At 74.7% G+C, this 15,000-nt stretch carries 11 protein-coding genes; 1 reads left to right on the top strand and 10 read right to left on the bottom strand.

Features of this window, described 5'->3' with window-relative positions; all coding sequences use genetic code 11:
- Positions 1 to 11: 11 nt before the first annotated feature.
- The 10 genes from SNE206_RS00305 to SNE206_RS00260 form a co-directional block, all read right to left on the bottom strand.
- Positions 12 to 1,316, bottom strand: coding sequence for a family 16 glycosylhydrolase (locus SNE206_RS00305; RefSeq protein ID WP_407911255.1), 1,305 nt, complete (start codon positions 1,314 to 1,316; stop codon positions 12 to 14).
- On the bottom strand, positions 1,313 to 3,151 hold the full coding sequence (locus tag SNE206_RS00300) for a glycosyltransferase (RefSeq protein WP_407911254.1): 1,839 nt from the start codon (positions 3,149 to 3,151) through the stop codon (positions 1,313 to 1,315). Before SNE206_RS00300 ends, SNE206_RS00305 begins: the two co-directional genes overlap by 4 nt.
- 8 nt (positions 3,152 to 3,159) lie before the next feature.
- Complete coding sequence (locus SNE206_RS00295; protein ID WP_407911253.1) at positions 3,160 to 3,975, bottom strand: polysaccharide deacetylase family protein; 816 nt, start codon at positions 3,973 to 3,975, stop codon at positions 3,160 to 3,162.
- Positions 3,972 to 4,973: a glycosyltransferase family 2 protein gene (locus SNE206_RS00290; RefSeq protein ID WP_407911252.1), complete on the bottom strand. Its 1,002-nt coding sequence runs from the start codon at positions 4,971 to 4,973 to the stop codon at positions 3,972 to 3,974. The genes SNE206_RS00295 and SNE206_RS00290 overlap by 4 nt, the downstream gene beginning before the upstream one ends.
- Positions 4,970 to 6,346: a lipopolysaccharide biosynthesis protein gene (locus SNE206_RS00285; protein ID WP_407911251.1), complete on the bottom strand. Its 1,377-nt coding sequence runs from the start codon at positions 6,344 to 6,346 to the stop codon at positions 4,970 to 4,972. The genes SNE206_RS00290 and SNE206_RS00285 overlap by 4 nt, the downstream gene beginning before the upstream one ends.
- Complete coding sequence (locus SNE206_RS00280; RefSeq protein WP_407911250.1) at positions 6,343 to 7,593, bottom strand: glycosyltransferase family 2 protein; 1,251 nt, start codon at positions 7,591 to 7,593, stop codon at positions 6,343 to 6,345. The genes SNE206_RS00285 and SNE206_RS00280 overlap by 4 nt, the downstream gene beginning before the upstream one ends.
- Complete coding sequence (locus SNE206_RS00275; protein WP_407911249.1) at positions 7,593 to 8,918, bottom strand: glycosyltransferase; 1,326 nt, start codon at positions 8,916 to 8,918, stop codon at positions 7,593 to 7,595. Before SNE206_RS00275 ends, SNE206_RS00280 begins: the two co-directional genes overlap by 1 nt.
- Complete coding sequence (locus SNE206_RS00270; RefSeq protein ID WP_407911248.1) at positions 8,915 to 9,823, bottom strand: glycosyltransferase family 2 protein; 909 nt, start codon at positions 9,821 to 9,823, stop codon at positions 8,915 to 8,917. Before SNE206_RS00270 ends, SNE206_RS00275 begins: the two co-directional genes overlap by 4 nt.
- A gap of 294 nt (positions 9,824 to 10,117) precedes the next feature.
- Positions 10,118 to 12,244 (bottom strand): putative bifunctional diguanylate cyclase/phosphodiesterase, encoded by a 2,127-nt coding sequence (locus SNE206_RS00265; RefSeq protein ID WP_407911247.1) that lies wholly within the window; start codon positions 12,242 to 12,244, stop codon positions 10,118 to 10,120.
- On the bottom strand, positions 12,241 to 13,047 hold the full coding sequence (locus SNE206_RS00260) for an SAM-dependent methyltransferase (RefSeq protein ID WP_407911246.1): 807 nt from the start codon (positions 13,045 to 13,047) through the stop codon (positions 12,241 to 12,243). The genes SNE206_RS00265 and SNE206_RS00260 overlap by 4 nt, the downstream gene beginning before the upstream one ends.
- Positions 13,048 to 13,211: 164 nt before the next feature.
- Here SNE206_RS00260 and SNE206_RS00255 point away from each other — a divergent pair, with 164 nt between their 5' ends.
- The gene (locus SNE206_RS00255; RefSeq protein WP_407911245.1) at positions 13,212 to 14,969 is read left to right on the top strand and encodes a glycoside hydrolase family 15 protein; all 1,758 of its coding nucleotides are present in this window, start codon (positions 13,212 to 13,214) and stop codon (positions 14,967 to 14,969) included.
- The last annotated feature ends 31 nt before the right edge of the window (positions 14,970 to 15,000 follow it).

Here is a 15,000-nt window from a genome sequence, read left to right as displayed (position 1 = left end):
TGCGGGTCGGCTCAATGCTGCCAGACGGCGACCCAGTCGACCTTCAGCGTGGACGTGTCGAGTGACGCCGGCGGCGACACCAGGTAGCCGACCGCGAGGTTGACGACGATCTCCATCGCCACCGACGGGATGCGGGCGCTCTCGGTGATGCGGAACCGCTCGACGCCGTCGACGTACCAGGTGACGGCGTCCGGCTCCCAGTCCAGGGCGAAGACGTGGTACTCGGCGGCGAAGTCCGCCGGGCCGTCGCGGTGGCCGACGTGCGCGTCACGGCCGTCGGCGGCCCGCCAGTGGAGGTTCATGTCGACCTGGAGGTTGGTGTTGGGGAACTCCGCGACGTCGAGTTCGGGCGGGGTGCCGCGGGCCTCCGCCGGGATCAGCCAGAACGCCGGGAACATGCCGAGGGCGTCCGCGGGGGCGCGGATCGCGGCGGCGAAGTAGCCGTAGGTGAAGGTGTGCCGCGGGGCGCCGTCCCAGTGGTCGCGGCCGGTGGTGACCATGCCGGAGGTCCACGGGTAGGTGCGGCCGTCGCTGCCGCGGGTGTCCTGCCGCCGGGCGGTCAGTGCCAGGGCGCCGTCGGCCACCGACACCCCGCCCGGCAGGTACCACTGCTCCTCGCCGTTGCCGGCGTTGGTGCATCCGTGGTCGTTCCAGTCGTAGCAGGTCGCCCAGTCGGCGGTGTTCAGGGCCGGTCCGGTGAAGTCGTCGTGGAAGACCAGGTGCCAGGGGCCCGGGGCGGCCGGCCGGTCGCGGGCCGGCTCCGTCCGCCCGCCGCTCACCGCCTGCGCGCCCGGGCTCGCCCCCGGGCCGTCCGGGATGCCGCTGCAGGCCGTGGTGAGCAGCAGGCACAGGGCGGCCGTCGTGGCGACGCGCAGGGCGGTGCGGCCCGGCCGCGGCGGGCGCCGGGGCGCTGCGGCGGGCCCGCCGCCCGGGGGGTCCGGGCGGGCGGGTTCCTGCCGCGGGGGCCGCGGGCGCGGCAGCAGGGCGAGCAGGGTGGTGAGCAGGGCCAGCCCGGTCGTCAGGCGGACCGCGGTGAACGCGTGGGCCGAGAACAGCGCCACGGCGGCGAGGGCGACGACCGCGGCGCCCGCCACGGGGGCGAGGGCCGCCGTCAGCAGCCGGTCGGCCGGGCCGGGGCGGTCGCCGAGCGGCCGGGCGGCCTGCAGGACGGCCGTGCCGAGCCCGGCGAGCAGGAAGGCGCCGGCGACCGCGGCCCGCAGCGGGTCGCCCGGCCAGCGGGTGACGACCGCCAGGGCGGCCGTCCAGCCGGCGACGACGGGGAGGAGGCGGGCGGCGGCACCCGGCGGGACTCTCATGGCTGCACACTCCCGGGCGGGGACGGCCGGGCGCCCGGCCCGATGTAGCGGTAGACCGCCGCGTCGGGGCCGTCGTACAGCCTCTGGAAGAGCGTGGAGGTGTCCAGGGCGGCCCGCACGCTCCCGACGGTGCCGACCGGGAAGACGCCGGTCAGCTGGGACTCGGCCTCCTGCGCGCGGGTCAGGATGACGTACGTCGGGCCGGTGATCCGGGGGTCGTCCATGGTCGACTGCAGCACGGCGAGCGGGTCGGTGAGCAGGAGGCGGCGCTGGTCCAGCGGGTCCTGGGCCAGGACGAGCCGCTCGTGCGTGTCGTAGCCGAGCTCGCCGCCGGGGAGGGAGGAGGTCACCGAGACGATGCGTGATCCCGGTGGCGCCAGGGCCGTCACGAAGCGGGTGGCGGCGGCCTCCTCGGCCGTGAAGCGGTTCATGTTCTCCTTGGCGTAGTAGCCGAAGAGCAGGCCGCCGAGCAGCACGGCCGCGACCAGGCCGGAGGCGTACGCCCGCCACCGGCGGTGCGGCCAGGGGGGAACCAGCAGGGTGGCCACGAGGAAGGCGGCGGCCGGGAGGACGAAGAGGTAGACCCGGAAGATCATCTCGCCGCCGTAGTTGTTGCTCGGCAGCATCACGAGCGGGGCGAGGAGCATCAGCGGCAGCCCGGTGCGCCGCACCCACCGGTGGCGGACGACGGCGACCAGCGCCAGCAGGAACACCGACGCGGTCAGCGACCGGTCCACCCAGGAGGCGAACACCTGGCCCGGCGCCGCGCTGCCGAGGCCGGCCAGCCCGGAGGTGGCGTTGCGGTCCGGCGTGGCCAGGGCGCCGATCAGGTCGCTCAGGTGCGTCGAGACGTACGGCCGGGCGACGGTGGAGTCCCAGAGGAAGGTCAGGCCCACCGCGGCCCCGAGGACGGGCAGCACGACCCGCCGGTTGCGCCGCGGGATCGCGAGCAGCAGGAGCGTGGTGATCAGCATCAGCGGGGTGAGCTGGTGCGAGCAGACGATCGCCGCGATCAGCACCACCACCAGGACGAACGCCCCCGGGCGGCGTGCGGCGGGGGTGCCCGCGGCCTCCGCGCGGCGCCGGTCGGCGAGGCGCCGCAGCACCAGCGCGATCACCGTCACGTACAGCAGGTAGGCGAAGGCCTGCGGCGAGAAGTAGTCCTGGCCGACCCAGGAGACCGAGAAGTACAGCCACACCCCGCCCCACACGAGCCGGCGGTCGGTGGTGACCGAGCGGTACAGCAGCAGCAGCGGGCCCACCAGCAGGAGGTTCGCCAGCAGCGGGTACCAGGAGGCGAAGCCGAGCACCGAGTGCAGGCCCGTGACCCGCAGCACGGCGGCATTGAGCTGGAAGAACCCCGGCCACTGGTTGTAGATGTCGAGGGTGCCGGCGTGCGGCACGGCGCCGTCGTGGCGCAGCATCGCGTCGACCACGGCGACGTGCTTCCACGCCCACGCGTAGCGCAGTGCCGGGTAGAGCAGGCTGGGCGTCGCGTGGATCACCGCGATCAGGGCGAGGACGTACCCGGCCGCCCACGGCTGGCGCACCCGCGGCTCGCGCAGCACGGCGAGGAAGCCCACGGCGAGCAGGCCCAGGGCCGCGAAGTACGTCACCGGCAGCACCTGGAGGAGGCCGAGGTCGCCCATCGCGTCGACCTTCACCCGCGGCAGCGAGGCGATCCACAGGCCCACGGCGACCGGCAGCGCGAGCGGCACCAGGAGTCCGTGGCGGAGCGGGGAGGGCCGACGCGGGCGGGCGGGCCGGGTGGCTCCGGGCACGGGGGGCGGGTCGCCGGCCTCCGCCGCCGGGCTGCTGGTCTGGTGGGCGGACATCGGGGCCCTCAATCCTGTGGCGGTCCGCCGACCGGGCTGCCGACCGCCGCGCGCAGGCGCCGGTAGGCCCGGTAGGCCTTGTCGTACGGCCGCTCGGGCAGCGGCGCGATCCGGGCGCCGCGGCCGGCCGTCCAGGCGCCGAAGCGCTCCGTCGGCGTGTCGCTGCGGATCATCAGCCTGCTGATCCGCAGCGGGTGGTCGGAGGCCGAGCTGAACCTGTCCTGCACGGCGGCCCCCGACGTCCAGCCCGCCTCGGCGATCCTGTGGCGCACCGCCGGGCTGGAGTAGCCGTGCGGGTAGGAGAAGGAGACGACCTCGTGGCCGAGCGTGTCCTCCAGCCGCTGCTTGCAGCCGACGATCTCGTCGGTGCAGTGCTGGCCGCAGAGGGTGTCCAGCTGGGCGTGGGTCTGCGAGTGGCCGCCGATCTCGATGCCGAGGAGGTCGAGGGTGGTGAGCTGGCGCCAGTTCAGCATCCGTCCGGACCGCGGCAGCAGGCTGCCGGTCGGTTCGCCGCCGGGCGGGTGCAGGGCGCCGACGGTGACGTACAGCGTGGCGGGCAGGCCGCGGTCGGCGAGCACGGGGGCGACCGTCCAGTAGAAGTCCTCGAAACCGTCGTCGAAGGTCAGCACTGCGGCGCGGGGCGGCAGCGCGGCGCCGCCCCGTACGGCGGCGACGAGCCGCCTGAGGGGCACCACCTGCAGGCCGCTGTCGAGGATGCGGTCGATCTGCTCGCGGAAGACCGCCGGGGTGACCGTGAAGGGGGCGATCCACGGCGGCGGGTCGTCCGCCACCGAGTGCCAGAGGAAGACGGGCACGGCTCTCATGGTCTGCTCCCGGTCGTCGTGCCCTCCGGGGCGGGGGCGGGGGCAGGGGCAGGGCGGCCGGGGCGGCGTGCACCGGACGGCACCGGGCCGCGGCGGAGCCGTCCGGCGGTGTACCCGGCGAGCGTGGTGACGACGCCGGCGCAGAGTGCGCCCGCGGTGCGCGGACGGCCGTGCAGCACGGCGCGCACGACGGCGGCGGGCACCGTGCGGCGCAGGTAGCGGCGCTCGCTGGCGAGGGCGGGCCCGGTGCCGCTGCGGCGGGCGACGCCGGCCTTGGAGCGGCCCTCGGCGTAGCACCGGGCGACGAAGTACGACCAGGTGGTGCGCTTGCCGGGCACGTGGTGGCGGACGGCGGCGGACGGCTCGTGCCGCAGCACCGCGCCCGGGGTGCCGGCGGTGAGGCGGATGCACAGCTCCGTCTCCTCGCAGCCGAGCGGGCGCTCGCCGACCCGTCCGAGGCCGTCGTCGAAGCCGCCGGCGGCGAGCACGGGGGTGCGGCGGAAGGACATGTTGGCGCCGATGAAGTTCCGCACCTCGGCGGGCCGGTCCGGCAGGCCGGTGTAGGAGCAGCCGACGACCCAGTCGAACTCGGGCGGGAACCAGGCGGGGCGGCCGGTCTCCCACCAGGGCCGGACGTGGCCGCCGACGCCGAGCACGGACGGGTCGGCGTAGCCGGCGAGCAGTCGGGCGGTCCAGTCGGGTGCGGCGACCGCGTCGTCGTCGAGGAAGGCGACGACGTCTCCGTGCGCGGCGGCCAGCGCGGTGTTGCGGGCGCCGGACAGGCCGCGGCGGTGGCGGTTCTCCAGCACCCGCAGGCCCGGCAGGGAGGCGGCGCGGCGCAGCAGTTCGGGGCAGTGGTCGACGACGAGGAGCACCTCGTCGGGCGGGGTGCGCTGGGCCCGGACGGAGGCGACGGCGGCGCCGAGGTCGTCCCACCGGTCGGTGGTGTAGGCGCAGATCACCGCGGTGAGGGTGGGGGCGGCGGGTTCGGTGGTCATGCCGGCCTCCGGGGGTGGACGGGCAGCCAGCGGGGCATCGCCAGCAGCAGCGGCAGGGCGAGGGCGCACACGGCGAGCAGCCAGGCCACGCCGATGCCGGTGAGGCCGAGCCTGGGCAGCAGCAGGGCGGCGAGGGTGATCGAGAGCGCCGCGAACGTGATCTCCAGGCCGATCATCCAGCGCAGGGCCCGGCGGGCCTTGGCGGCGCCGACCGCGATGGTGAGGACGACGTTGGGCAGGGCCGTGATCAGCATGAGCCGCAGCACGGTGGTGCCGTGCTCGGCGTAGCCGGGGCCGAAGATCTTCAGGATCCAGGGGGCGGCGACGGTGACGAGCAGCACGGGCCCGGCCATCAGCAGGAGGATGTGCCGCATCAGCCTGCGGCCGTGCTCGGCCAGCCGTTCGGGGGCATGGACGGCCTCGACGATGAGCGAGTTGGCCATGCTGCTCGCGGCCAGGTAGCAGGGGTAGGAGACCATCCAGGTCAGCGCGTAGTAGGCGTTGAGCTCGGGGCCGAGCTGGTCGAGGATCATGAGCGAGACGACGGTGAACGGCGCCAGGCTGGCGAGGGTGGCCACGTAGTCGGCGGCGGCGAAGCGGACCATCCGGGTGGGCATCTCGGCGTCGCCCCGGTCGCGGCGCTCGTGGGCGGGCACGGCCCGGCGGAAGAGCACGACGGTGGTGACGGAGATCGCGACGACCAGCGCGGCGGCCCAGGAGACGAGGATCCCGGTGCCGACGGCGAACACGGCGCACAGGGCGAGCGCCCCGGCCTTGACGAGCGCGAAGATCACGTTCTCGCCGAGCACCCAGCCGGCCCGCCGGAGCCCGGTCAGCGCGGCGTCCTGCAGGACGAACAGCGCGTAGCCCGCCGTGGCCACGCCGAAGGCGCAGGCCAGCAGGGGTTCGCGCAGGAAGCGCAGCTCGGGCGCGAGCCACGGGACGAGCAGCAGGAACCCGCCCGCGGCGACGACGCTGCAGGCGGTGCTGGCGGCGTAGCAGCGCAGCACGAGCCGCCGGGTGTGCCGGCCCGCCGCCGGGACGAAGCGCACGAGCACGGCACCCAGGTCGAGCTGGCCGACGGCGGCGAGCAGCGCCACCGCGGACAGTGCGGCGTAGCTGCGGCCGACCGCCTCGGCGTCGTACCAGCGGGTGGCGAACATCCAGTAGACGGCGCCGAGACCGGCCGCCAGGATCGAGCTCGCGGCGAGCAGGTGCGCGTTGCGCAGCAGCGGCTCGGCGTGCGCGGCACGGCGCACCGCGGACCGTGTCCGGGCCCGCAGCAGTGCGGTGTACGAGCACTCGCAGGGCAGCGGGACCGGGCAGGAGCACGGCCGCACCGACTCGGCCTGGCGGAGCGTGGGCCCGGTCATCGGTGACCGCCCTCCGCGGGCCGGTCCTGCCGCCGGACGCTGACCACGTAGGTGAGCGGCCCGTAGAGCAGGCCCGCCAGTTCACGGCGGTTGAGGTGGCGCGGGGTGCCGGGGACGGTGAGCGCCGCCTGGTCGCGGACCCGGCCGGCCCACCACTGGCGGGAGGCCCGCGGCAGGCCGCGCAGCAGCACGCCGAGCAGTCGCGGTTCGGTGCGGACGGCTGCCGCGAGGAAGGCGCCGAAGCCGACGCCGTAGTTGAAGACCTGCGTGGTGAGGGCCTCCATGGTGCGGTGGTGGCGGTGCCACACGATCGCGTCCGGCTGGTACGCCACGGTGCGGCCGTCGACCAGGACGCGGAAGAAGGCCATCATGTCCTCACCCCCGCGGGTGGGCGTGCCGGCACCGGTCGCCTGGTCGAAGCCGCCGAGGCGGCGGAAGCTCCGGGTGTGGAAGGCCATGTTGGCACCGGTGCCGAAGGTGCACACCTTGAACGGCAGCAGCGGGTCGTCGGGCCCGTCCTCCAGCGACCAGTGGCGGGCGGTGAAGCCCTTGGCGTAGCCGCCGCCGTACTGCTCGACGGCGGCCTGGGCGTCGGTGGCGAGTTCGACGGGCAGCACGGGTCCGGTGACGCAGCCGACGCGCCGGTCGGTGGCGAAGGCGTCGGCGAGGGCGCCGAGCCAGCCGGGGTCGAGGACGAGGTCGTCGTCGGCGAAGGCGCAGATCTCGCCGCGGGCGGCGGCCAGCCCGGTGTTGCGGGCGCGGGCGAGTCCGGCGACCGGTTCGTGGAGGTAGCGGACCCGGCCGGGGTAGGTGTCGCGGACCAGCCGTTCGGTGGCGTCGTCGGACGGCGCGTTGTCGACGACGATGACCTCGGCGGGGCGGTGCTCCTGGCGGAACAGCGACTCCAGGCAGTGCCTCAGCGGTCCGGGCCGGTTGCGGGTGGCGATCACCACGCTGGCGGCGGGCCGGTGCCCGTGCGGCCGGGGCCGGGCGTCGGCCAGGCCGGGCACGCAGAGCTTCTGGTAGGCGGCCTCGACGAGGGCCCGGCGCAGGCCGACGGGGTCGCCGGCGGTGCCGGTGGCCTCGACCAGGCCGAGCGGGTGCCCGTGCTGGCGGACGAGGGCGAGGACGTGTCCGTCGGGGGCGGCGCGCCGTTCGTGGCCGGGGGTGTGGAGGACGTCGGGGTGGTCCAGGTCGAGTTCGACGACCTGGGCGGTCCCGGCGGGCCGGCAGTCCACGGTGAACATCACGCCATCCCCTCGACCCGGTGCGTGTGCCGGCGGCGGACGCTGACCAGGTAGCTGATCGGGCCGTAGAGCAGGCCCTGGAACTCCTTGCGGCCGAGGTGCAGGCCCTCGCCCGCGCGGCCGGCGGTGCCGGACCGGGTGCGCCGCGCGCTGTGCCACTGGTGCAGGCCGCGCGGTACCCGCCGGGCGAGCGGCACGATCAGGCGCGGCCGGTGCACGACGGCGGCGGTCAGGTAGGCGCCGAAGCCGACGCCGAAGCCGTAGATCTGGTTGCGCAGGTCGGCGTCGGTGCGGCGGTGGCGGTGCCACGCGACGGCGTCGGGCCGGTAGGCGACGGTGTACCCGGCCTCCATGACGCGGAAGAACGCGAGGAGGTCCTCGCCGCCGCGGGTGGGCGTGCCGGCGCCGGTCGCCTCGTCGAAGCCGCCGAGGCCGCGGATGACCTCGGTACGCAGCGCCATGTTGGCGCCGGTGCCGAAGCGGCCGACGGCGAACGGCAGCAGCGGGTCGTCGGCACCGTCGCCGTCGTGCCAGGTCCAGTCGTGCGGGGCGAAGCCCTTGGCGTAGCCGCCGTACGACTCGAAGGCCTCCTGGGCGGGGGTGTCGAGCTCGGCGGGGAGCACGAGGCCGGTGACGCAGCCGATCCGGTCGTCCGACGCGAAGGCCGCCACCATGGCGGTGACCCAGCCGGGGTCGACCAGGGCGTCGTCGTCGGTGAAGGCGCAGATCTCGCCGCGGGCGGCGGCCAGGCCGGTGTTGCGGGCCCGGGCGAGTCCGGCGACGGGCTCGTGGACGTAGCGGACGCGGTCGGCGTAGCAGGTGCGGACGAGTTCGCGGGTGACGTCGTCCGAGGGGGCGTTGTCGACCACGATCACCTCCGTGTGCGGGTAGGCCGTGCCGAGGACGGAGTCGAGGCACTCGCGGAGCATCGGGCCGCGGTCCCGGGTGCAGACGATGATCGTCGCGGTGGGTCCGTCCGCGGGCACCCGGGCGCTGCCGGCCCGACCGGGCAGCGGCCCGGGTGCCGCGGTGGACGGGGCGGGAACACGCAGTTCCCGGTGAGCGGCTGCGACCAGCGCCCGGCGCAGCGTGGCGGGATCGCCTGCGGTGCCGGTGGCCGATACCAACCCGAGCGGGTGTCCGTGCAGTCGCACCAACGCCAACACGCGTCCGTCCGGGTCGACCGGGCCGAGTCCGCCGGGCGCGCACAGCTGCTCCGGGGCGTCCAGGTCCAGCTCGACCACCCGGGCGGGGGTGTAGGGCGTCGTACGGGCGACAGGGCGCGGGCAGGCTGCCGGGGTGCGCCGGTCGTGGCCATTCATCATCGCTCCCCCACGGCAAGGGGCGCCGCGGACCGGGCACCGGGGCGCTCGGCGATGAGGGTCCGCAAGACCCGCCTGCCGTCGGAGACGGCGTGGAGGTGCGAGCGACCGCTGCGGCGGGGAAGTTCGAGGCTCGGGACCTCGGCGATGCGCAGGCCCGAGCGGAGTGCGTGCGCGACCATCTCGGCCTCGATCTCGAAGCCGGACGACCGCAGCTGGAGTTCGTCCAGGAAGCTGCGGCGGAACGCGCAGTAGCCGTAGCACAGGTCCGTGAGGGCCGCGTGGTACAGCCGGTTGACGACGGCCAGCAGGGCGCGGTTGCCGAGCGAGCGGATCCTCGTGAAGTCGAGCGATCCGCCACCGGCGATGCAGCGCGAGCCCTTGACGAAGTCGTAGCCGTTGTCGAGGAAGTGGAGGTAGTGGGGGATCTCGCCGGGCCACATCGAGCCGTCGGCGTCCAGCATGACGATGTACTCGCCGGTGGCGGCGGCGAAGCCGGTGCGCAGGGCGTTGCCCTTGCCGGGGCCGGTCTGCTGGACGCTGCGCACGGTGGGCAGGCAGTGCCGGGCCATGGCGAGCGTGGCGTCGCTCGACGAGCCGTCGACGAGGAGGACCTCGTCCACGCAGTTCGGGATCTGCTCGAACACCCACGGGATGTTGCGGGCCTCGTTGTAGGCGGGCACGACCAGGCTGACGGTGCGGTGGACGGGCAGGTCGCCGGCGCGGCGCGTGGGCAGCGGGCGGGTGTCCCTGTCGGTGGCCCGGCGTCCCGCCTGCGCGGGGGCGGCCTTGTCGGTGGCCCGGCGCATGGGCTGCGGGGACGTGACCCGGTCGGCGGCCCGGCGCGTCGGCCGGCCGTTGCCGCTGGGGTGCGGGAGTTCCGGTTCGGAGGGCAGCATGGTGCTCATCGCGAGCAGGCCTCTCTGCGAGGCGGCCGGGCACAGGGGTGCCCGATGGCTTGGGGGAGAACGGACAGCGACGCGGGCCTGAAATCCCCCGGCGGCCTCTGAGAGCCCCCCTGGCCCCGGCCCTGCAATGCGTCGGTCGTCTCGGGCGCGCAAAGCGCCGACGGTGACGGCCGGTACCTGGCGTTCCCGCCGTAGAAGCGGTACCGGTTGGATTCATCATCCGTACGGGATCACGCCAAGTCAAGGGGATATGTCCGGTTTTCTACGCTTTTCCACCGGCGACACGGGGTGCCGTCACTCGGTGACGTCGAGCGCTTCCGGCAGGTTGGCCTCGGCGATCCGCCGGGCGATCTCCCCCGGGCGCACCGGGCGGCCGAAGTGCCAGCCCTGGGCCCAGTCGCAGCCCATGAGGCGCAGCCGCTCGGCGTCGGCGCGGTTCTCCACGCCCTCCGCGGTGACGGTGAGGCCCAGGGTGTGGGCGAGCGAGACCAGCCCGCTGACGATGCGCCAGCCGAGGTGGGTGTCCTTCGCCGGGTCGTGCAGGTCGCCGACGAAGGAACCGGCGATCTTGAGGCCGGAGACCGGCAGGTCCCGCAGGTACGCGAGGTTGGACCAGCCGGTGCCGAAGTCGTCCACGGCCAGCGAGACCCCCAGGTCGACCAGCCCGTGCAGGGCCTTGAGGGCCTCGTCCTCGGGGCCGACCACGGTCGACTCGGTGATCTCCAGCTGGAGCTTGCCCGGCTCCAGGCCGGTGCTGCGCAGGATGCGGTCGAGGTCGGCGACCAGCCCGGCGTTGCGGGCCTGACGGACCGCCAGGTTGACGTTCAGCTGCGGCGCCCGGTCGCCGAACCGCCGCACCCAGTCCGCGGCCTGACTGCACGCCTGCTCCAGCACCCAGCGGCCGAGCGGCATGATCAGGCCGGTCTCCTCCGCGGTGCCGACGAACTCCTCGGGGCCGAGCACGCCGAGCTGCGGATGCCGCCAGCGCACCAGCGCCTCGACGGCGGCGAGCGAGCCGTCGGCGAGGTTGACCAGCGGCTGGTAGTCGATGAAGAACTCCCCGCGGTCCAGCGCGGACGGCATGCGCACCGAGACCGCGTACCGGCTGACGGCGCGGGCGTTCTCCTTCGGGTCGAAGAGCGTCCACCGGCCGCGGCCGGCCTCCTTCGCCCGGTAGAGCGTCAGGTCGGCGGCGCGCACCGCCGCACCCGGGGTGGTCGTGGCGACCCGGCGCTCCAGCACCCCGACGCTGGCCCCGACGGCGAGCCGGTGGTCGCCGACGACCACCGGCTTGGCGAGCGCGGCGAGCACCGCCTTGGCGGCCGCCACGGCCTCCTGCTCGCCCCGGCAGTTCTCCAGCAGCACGACGAACTCGTCGCCGCCGAGGCGGGCCACCAGGTGGCCCAGCGGGGTCAGCGCGGCCTCCAGCCGGGCGGCGACGGCGGTCAGCAGCTGGTCGCCCATGTCGTGCCCGAGGCTGTCGTTGACGACCTTGAACCCGTCGAGGTCGACGTAGCACAGGCCGAAGCGGGCACCCGGTTCCGGCTCCTCGAAGAGCCGCTCCAGCCGGTCGAAGAAGGCGGCCCGGTTGGGCAGGCCGGTCAGCGGGTCGTGGGTGGCCTGGTGGCGCAGCCGCTCCTGCAGGCGGTAGCGGTCGGTGATGTCCTCCAGCATGGCGACCTGGTACTTCGGCACGTTGTCCGCGTCGCGGATCAGCGAGACGGTCAGGTGCGTCCAGACCACCTCGCCGTCGTGCCGGTAGTACGGCTTGTCGACCTGGAAGTACTCCCGCTTGCCGCTGATGAGGTCGCCGTACGCCTCCCAGACGCCGGGCGTGTCCTCGGGGTGGACGAGGTCGCCGACCCGGCGGCCCGCCATGTCCTCGGCGCCGATCCCGAAGATGTCGCCGATCGCCTTGTTGACGGCCAGGATGTTGCCCTCGACGTCACCGATGCCGATGCCGATGGCCGCGCTCTCGAACAGCGCCCGGAACCGCGCCTCGGACTCGCGCAGCGCCCGTTCGATCTCGTGGCGCGCGGTGTCGGCGGCCAGCCGGATCGCCTCCTGCTCCCGCAGGGTGCGCTCGCGGAGCGCGGCCGCCCAGCCGGCCGCGAAGGCCCCGGCGAGCATCGCGCCGGACCCGCCGGGGGGCGGCTCCCGGTGCAGCACCTCGACCGCCCTGGCCAGCACCTCGGGGTCGGTGAAGTGCGCGTCGACCAGCAGCGCCCCGGCCTGCTGGGCGGCGGCCGGGTCGAAGGGCAGGCTCGTCCGGGCCCGCTCCAGCAGTTCGGTGGTGCGCTCGACGAGGTTGTCCAGCACCCGCGGGTGCACGGCACCGCCGTGCCCGTCGGCGAGCAGCCGGGACCAGTCCTCACGCAGGCGGCCGGTGCTGCCGGGGGCGTCCGGCAGCCCGTCGCTCACGGGACGCGTCCGACGCCGGCCATGCCCGTCATCCGCTCGGGGTGCGGGCCGACGCTCCCCGGCGTCTCCGGCCGCCACTCCGGGAGGTACACCACGCCGGGGTCGACCAGGTCGAGGCCGTCGAAGAAGGCCTCGATGTCGGTGCGGCTGCGCATGGTGAGCGGGGTGGGGGTGCGCCGGTAGATGTCCTGGTGGGCGTCGGCCTGGTCGGGGCGGCCCTCCAGGGAGGCGTGCGAGAGCACCAGGGCGCTGCCGGACGGCAGGGCGTCACGGACCGTGGCGACGGCCTTGTACGGGTCGTCGCCGTCCGGCACGAAGTGGAGGACCGCCACGAGCAGCACGGCCACGGGCTCGCCGTCGCCGAGCAGGGCGGCCACCTCGGGCCGGGCGAGAAGGTCGTCCGGGGAGCGCAGGTCGGCCTCGACGACGCTGCTGAGCGGGTCGTCCTGGAGGAGCAGCCGGCTGTGCGCCACCGCGACGGGGTCGTTGTCCACGTAGACGACCCGCGCGTCGGGCCGGACGGCCCGGGCGGCCTCGTGGACGGAGGCGAAGGTGGGGATGCCCGAGCCGATGTCGAGGAACCTCCGGACGCCGGTCTCGGCGAGGTACTGCACGGCGCGGCGCAGGAACGCACGGTTGGCCCGCATGATCTGCGGGAGTTCGGGCCACAGCTCGACCGCCTGCCGGGCCATCCGCCGGTCGGCCTCGAAGTTGTGCGAGCCGCCGAGGTAGAAGTCGTACATCCGAGCCGCGTTGGGCTTCTCGAGGTCCGTTCCGGCGGGCACCCAGTCCGGTTGCCGCATGGCCGCACCCCTTCCGGCTCAGGAGAAAATGACAATAGCGCCTCATGATTTTCCTACGTTCCGATCTTCAGTGCAACCGGAACGGGCAGAACCGGTAGCCATCCGTGCGAACCCGGATTCCTTACGCCGCGCGGTCCCTGACACCCTCGGCGGACAATGGGACGATGGCTGGACGCATCGAGGACTACGCCCTGGTCGGTGACCTGCAGACCGCCGCCCTGGTGGGCCGGGACGGCTCGGTCGACTGGCTCTGCCTGCCCCGCTTCGACTCCCCCAGCTGTTTCGCCGGACTCCTCGGCGACCGCGGCCACGGCGCCTGGCGCCTCGCACCGGTCGGCGCCGGCGACTGCACCCGGCGCCGCTACCTCACCGGCAGCCTCGTCCTCGAATCCGTCTGGGCCACCCCCGCCGGCACCGTCCGCATCCTCGACTTCATGCCCCAGCGCGACCGGGTGCCCCAGCTCGTCCGTATCGTCGAGTGCCTCAGCGGCAGCGTGCCGATGCGCGGCGAACTGCGGCTGCGCTTCAACTACGGGCGCGTCGAGCCCTGGGTGCGCCGCACCGAGCACCACCGCGTCGCCGTCGCCGGGCCGGACTCCGCCTGGCTCCGGGTGCCCGCCGGCGTGCACACCTACGGCCAGGACGGCTCCACCGCCTCCGACTTCACCGTGCAGGCGGGCGAGCAGGTGCCGTTCGTCCTCACCTGGCAGCCCTCCCACCTGCACTCCACCCCGCGCAACGACCCCGCCCGCGCCCTCGCGGACACCCTGGAGGGCTGGCAGCGCTGGGCCGACGGCTGCCGCTACGAGGGCGACTGGCACCAGGCCGTGCTGCGCTCGCTGCTCACCCTCAAGGCCCTGGCGTACGAGCCGACCGGCGGCATCGTCGCCGCCCCCACCGCCTCGCTGCCCGAGGCGATGGGCGGCGAGCGCAACTGGGACTACCGGTTCTGCTGGCTCCGCGATTCCAGCCTCACCCTCTCCGCGCTCCTCCGCGGAGGCTTCCGCGAGGAGGCCGCCGCCTGGCGCAAGTGGCTGCTGCGCGCCATCGCCGGCGACCCCGGCGACCTGCAGGCCGTCTACGGCGTGGCGGGCGAGCGCGGGCTGCCCGAGACCGAGGCCGACTGGCTCCCCGGGTACGGGGGTTCGACACCGGTGCGGTTCGGCAACGCCGCCGTCCGGCAGCTCCAGCTCGACGTCTACGGCGAGGTGGTGGACACCATGCACCTCGCGCTCCGCGCCGGCATCCCGATGGAGCGTCAGGTCTGGAGCCTGCTGCGGATGCTGATGACGTTCCTGGAGAAGCACTGGACCGAACCCGACGAGGGCCTGTGGGAGGTGCGCGGCGGACGCCGGCACTTCGTGCACTCGAAGGTGATGGCCTGGGTCGCGGCCGACCGCGCCCTGAAGATGGCCGAACTCACCGGCCTCCCGGCCCCGGTGGAACGCTGGCGGGAGATGCGCGACGCCGTCCGCGCCGACGTCTGCGCGCACGGCTACGACCGGCGCCGCGGCGTGTTCGTGCAGCACTACGGCGGGCGCGAGCTGGACGCGGCCACGCTGTTCGTCGTCAAGAGCGGCTTCCTGCCGCCCGACGACCCGCGGGTGGTGCGCACCGTCGAAGCCGTCCGCACCGGGCTCGACCACGGCGGCCTGATCCGGCGCTACGCCGACTCCGACGGCCTGCGGGGCTCCGAAGGCGCCTTCCTGGCCTGCTCGTTCTGGCTGGTCGACGCCCTGGTGGCGATCGGCCGCCGGGAGGAGGCGCGGGAGCTGTTCGTCCGGCTCGTCTCGCTGCGCAACGACGTCGGCCTGCTCGCCGAGGAGTGGGATCCGCTGGAGGGGCGCCAACTGGGCAACATGCCGCAGGCGTTCAGCCACGTGGCGCTCGTCAACTCGGCCTTCGAGCTGGCCTCCGCCTGACCCGGCCGCCCCGCCCTGCCCCCCGCCCCGC

It is taken from the genome of Kitasatospora sp. NE20-6 (genome assembly GCF_045862635.1).
This window is presented reverse-complemented; position numbering and strand designations above follow the sequence as displayed.

Bases quoted from the DNA above. Each gene is read 5' to 3' on its own strand.
- SNE206_RS00305 (WP_407911255.1), bottom strand. From the start codon at position 1,316: ATGAGAGTCCCGCCGGGTGCCGCCGCCCGCCTCCTCCCCGTCGTCGCC.
- SNE206_RS00300 (WP_407911254.1), bottom strand. From the start codon at position 3,151: ATGTCCGCCCACCAGACCAGCAGCCCGGCGGCGGAGGCCGGCGACCCG.
- SNE206_RS00295 (WP_407911253.1), bottom strand. From the start codon at position 3,975: ATGAGAGCCGTGCCCGTCTTCCTCTGGCACTCGGTGGCGGACGACCCG.
- SNE206_RS00290 (WP_407911252.1), bottom strand. From the start codon at position 4,973: ATGACCACCGAACCCGCCGCCCCCACCCTCACCGCGGTGATCTGCGCC.
- SNE206_RS00285 (WP_407911251.1), bottom strand. From the start codon at position 6,346: ATGACCGGGCCCACGCTCCGCCAGGCCGAGTCGGTGCGGCCGTGCTCC.
- SNE206_RS00280 (WP_407911250.1), bottom strand. From the start codon at position 7,593: ATGTTCACCGTGGACTGCCGGCCCGCCGGGACCGCCCAGGTCGTCGAA.
- SNE206_RS00275 (WP_407911249.1), bottom strand. From the start codon at position 8,918: ATGATGAATGGCCACGACCGGCGCACCCCGGCAGCCTGCCCGCGCCCT.
- SNE206_RS00270 (WP_407911248.1), bottom strand. From the start codon at position 9,823: ATGAGCACCATGCTGCCCTCCGAACCGGAACTCCCGCACCCCAGCGGC.
- SNE206_RS00260 (WP_407911246.1), bottom strand. From the start codon at position 13,047: ATGCGGCAACCGGACTGGGTGCCCGCCGGAACGGACCTCGAGAAGCCC.
- SNE206_RS00255 (WP_407911245.1), top strand. From the start codon at position 13,212: ATGGCTGGACGCATCGAGGACTACGCCCTGGTCGGTGACCTGCAGACC.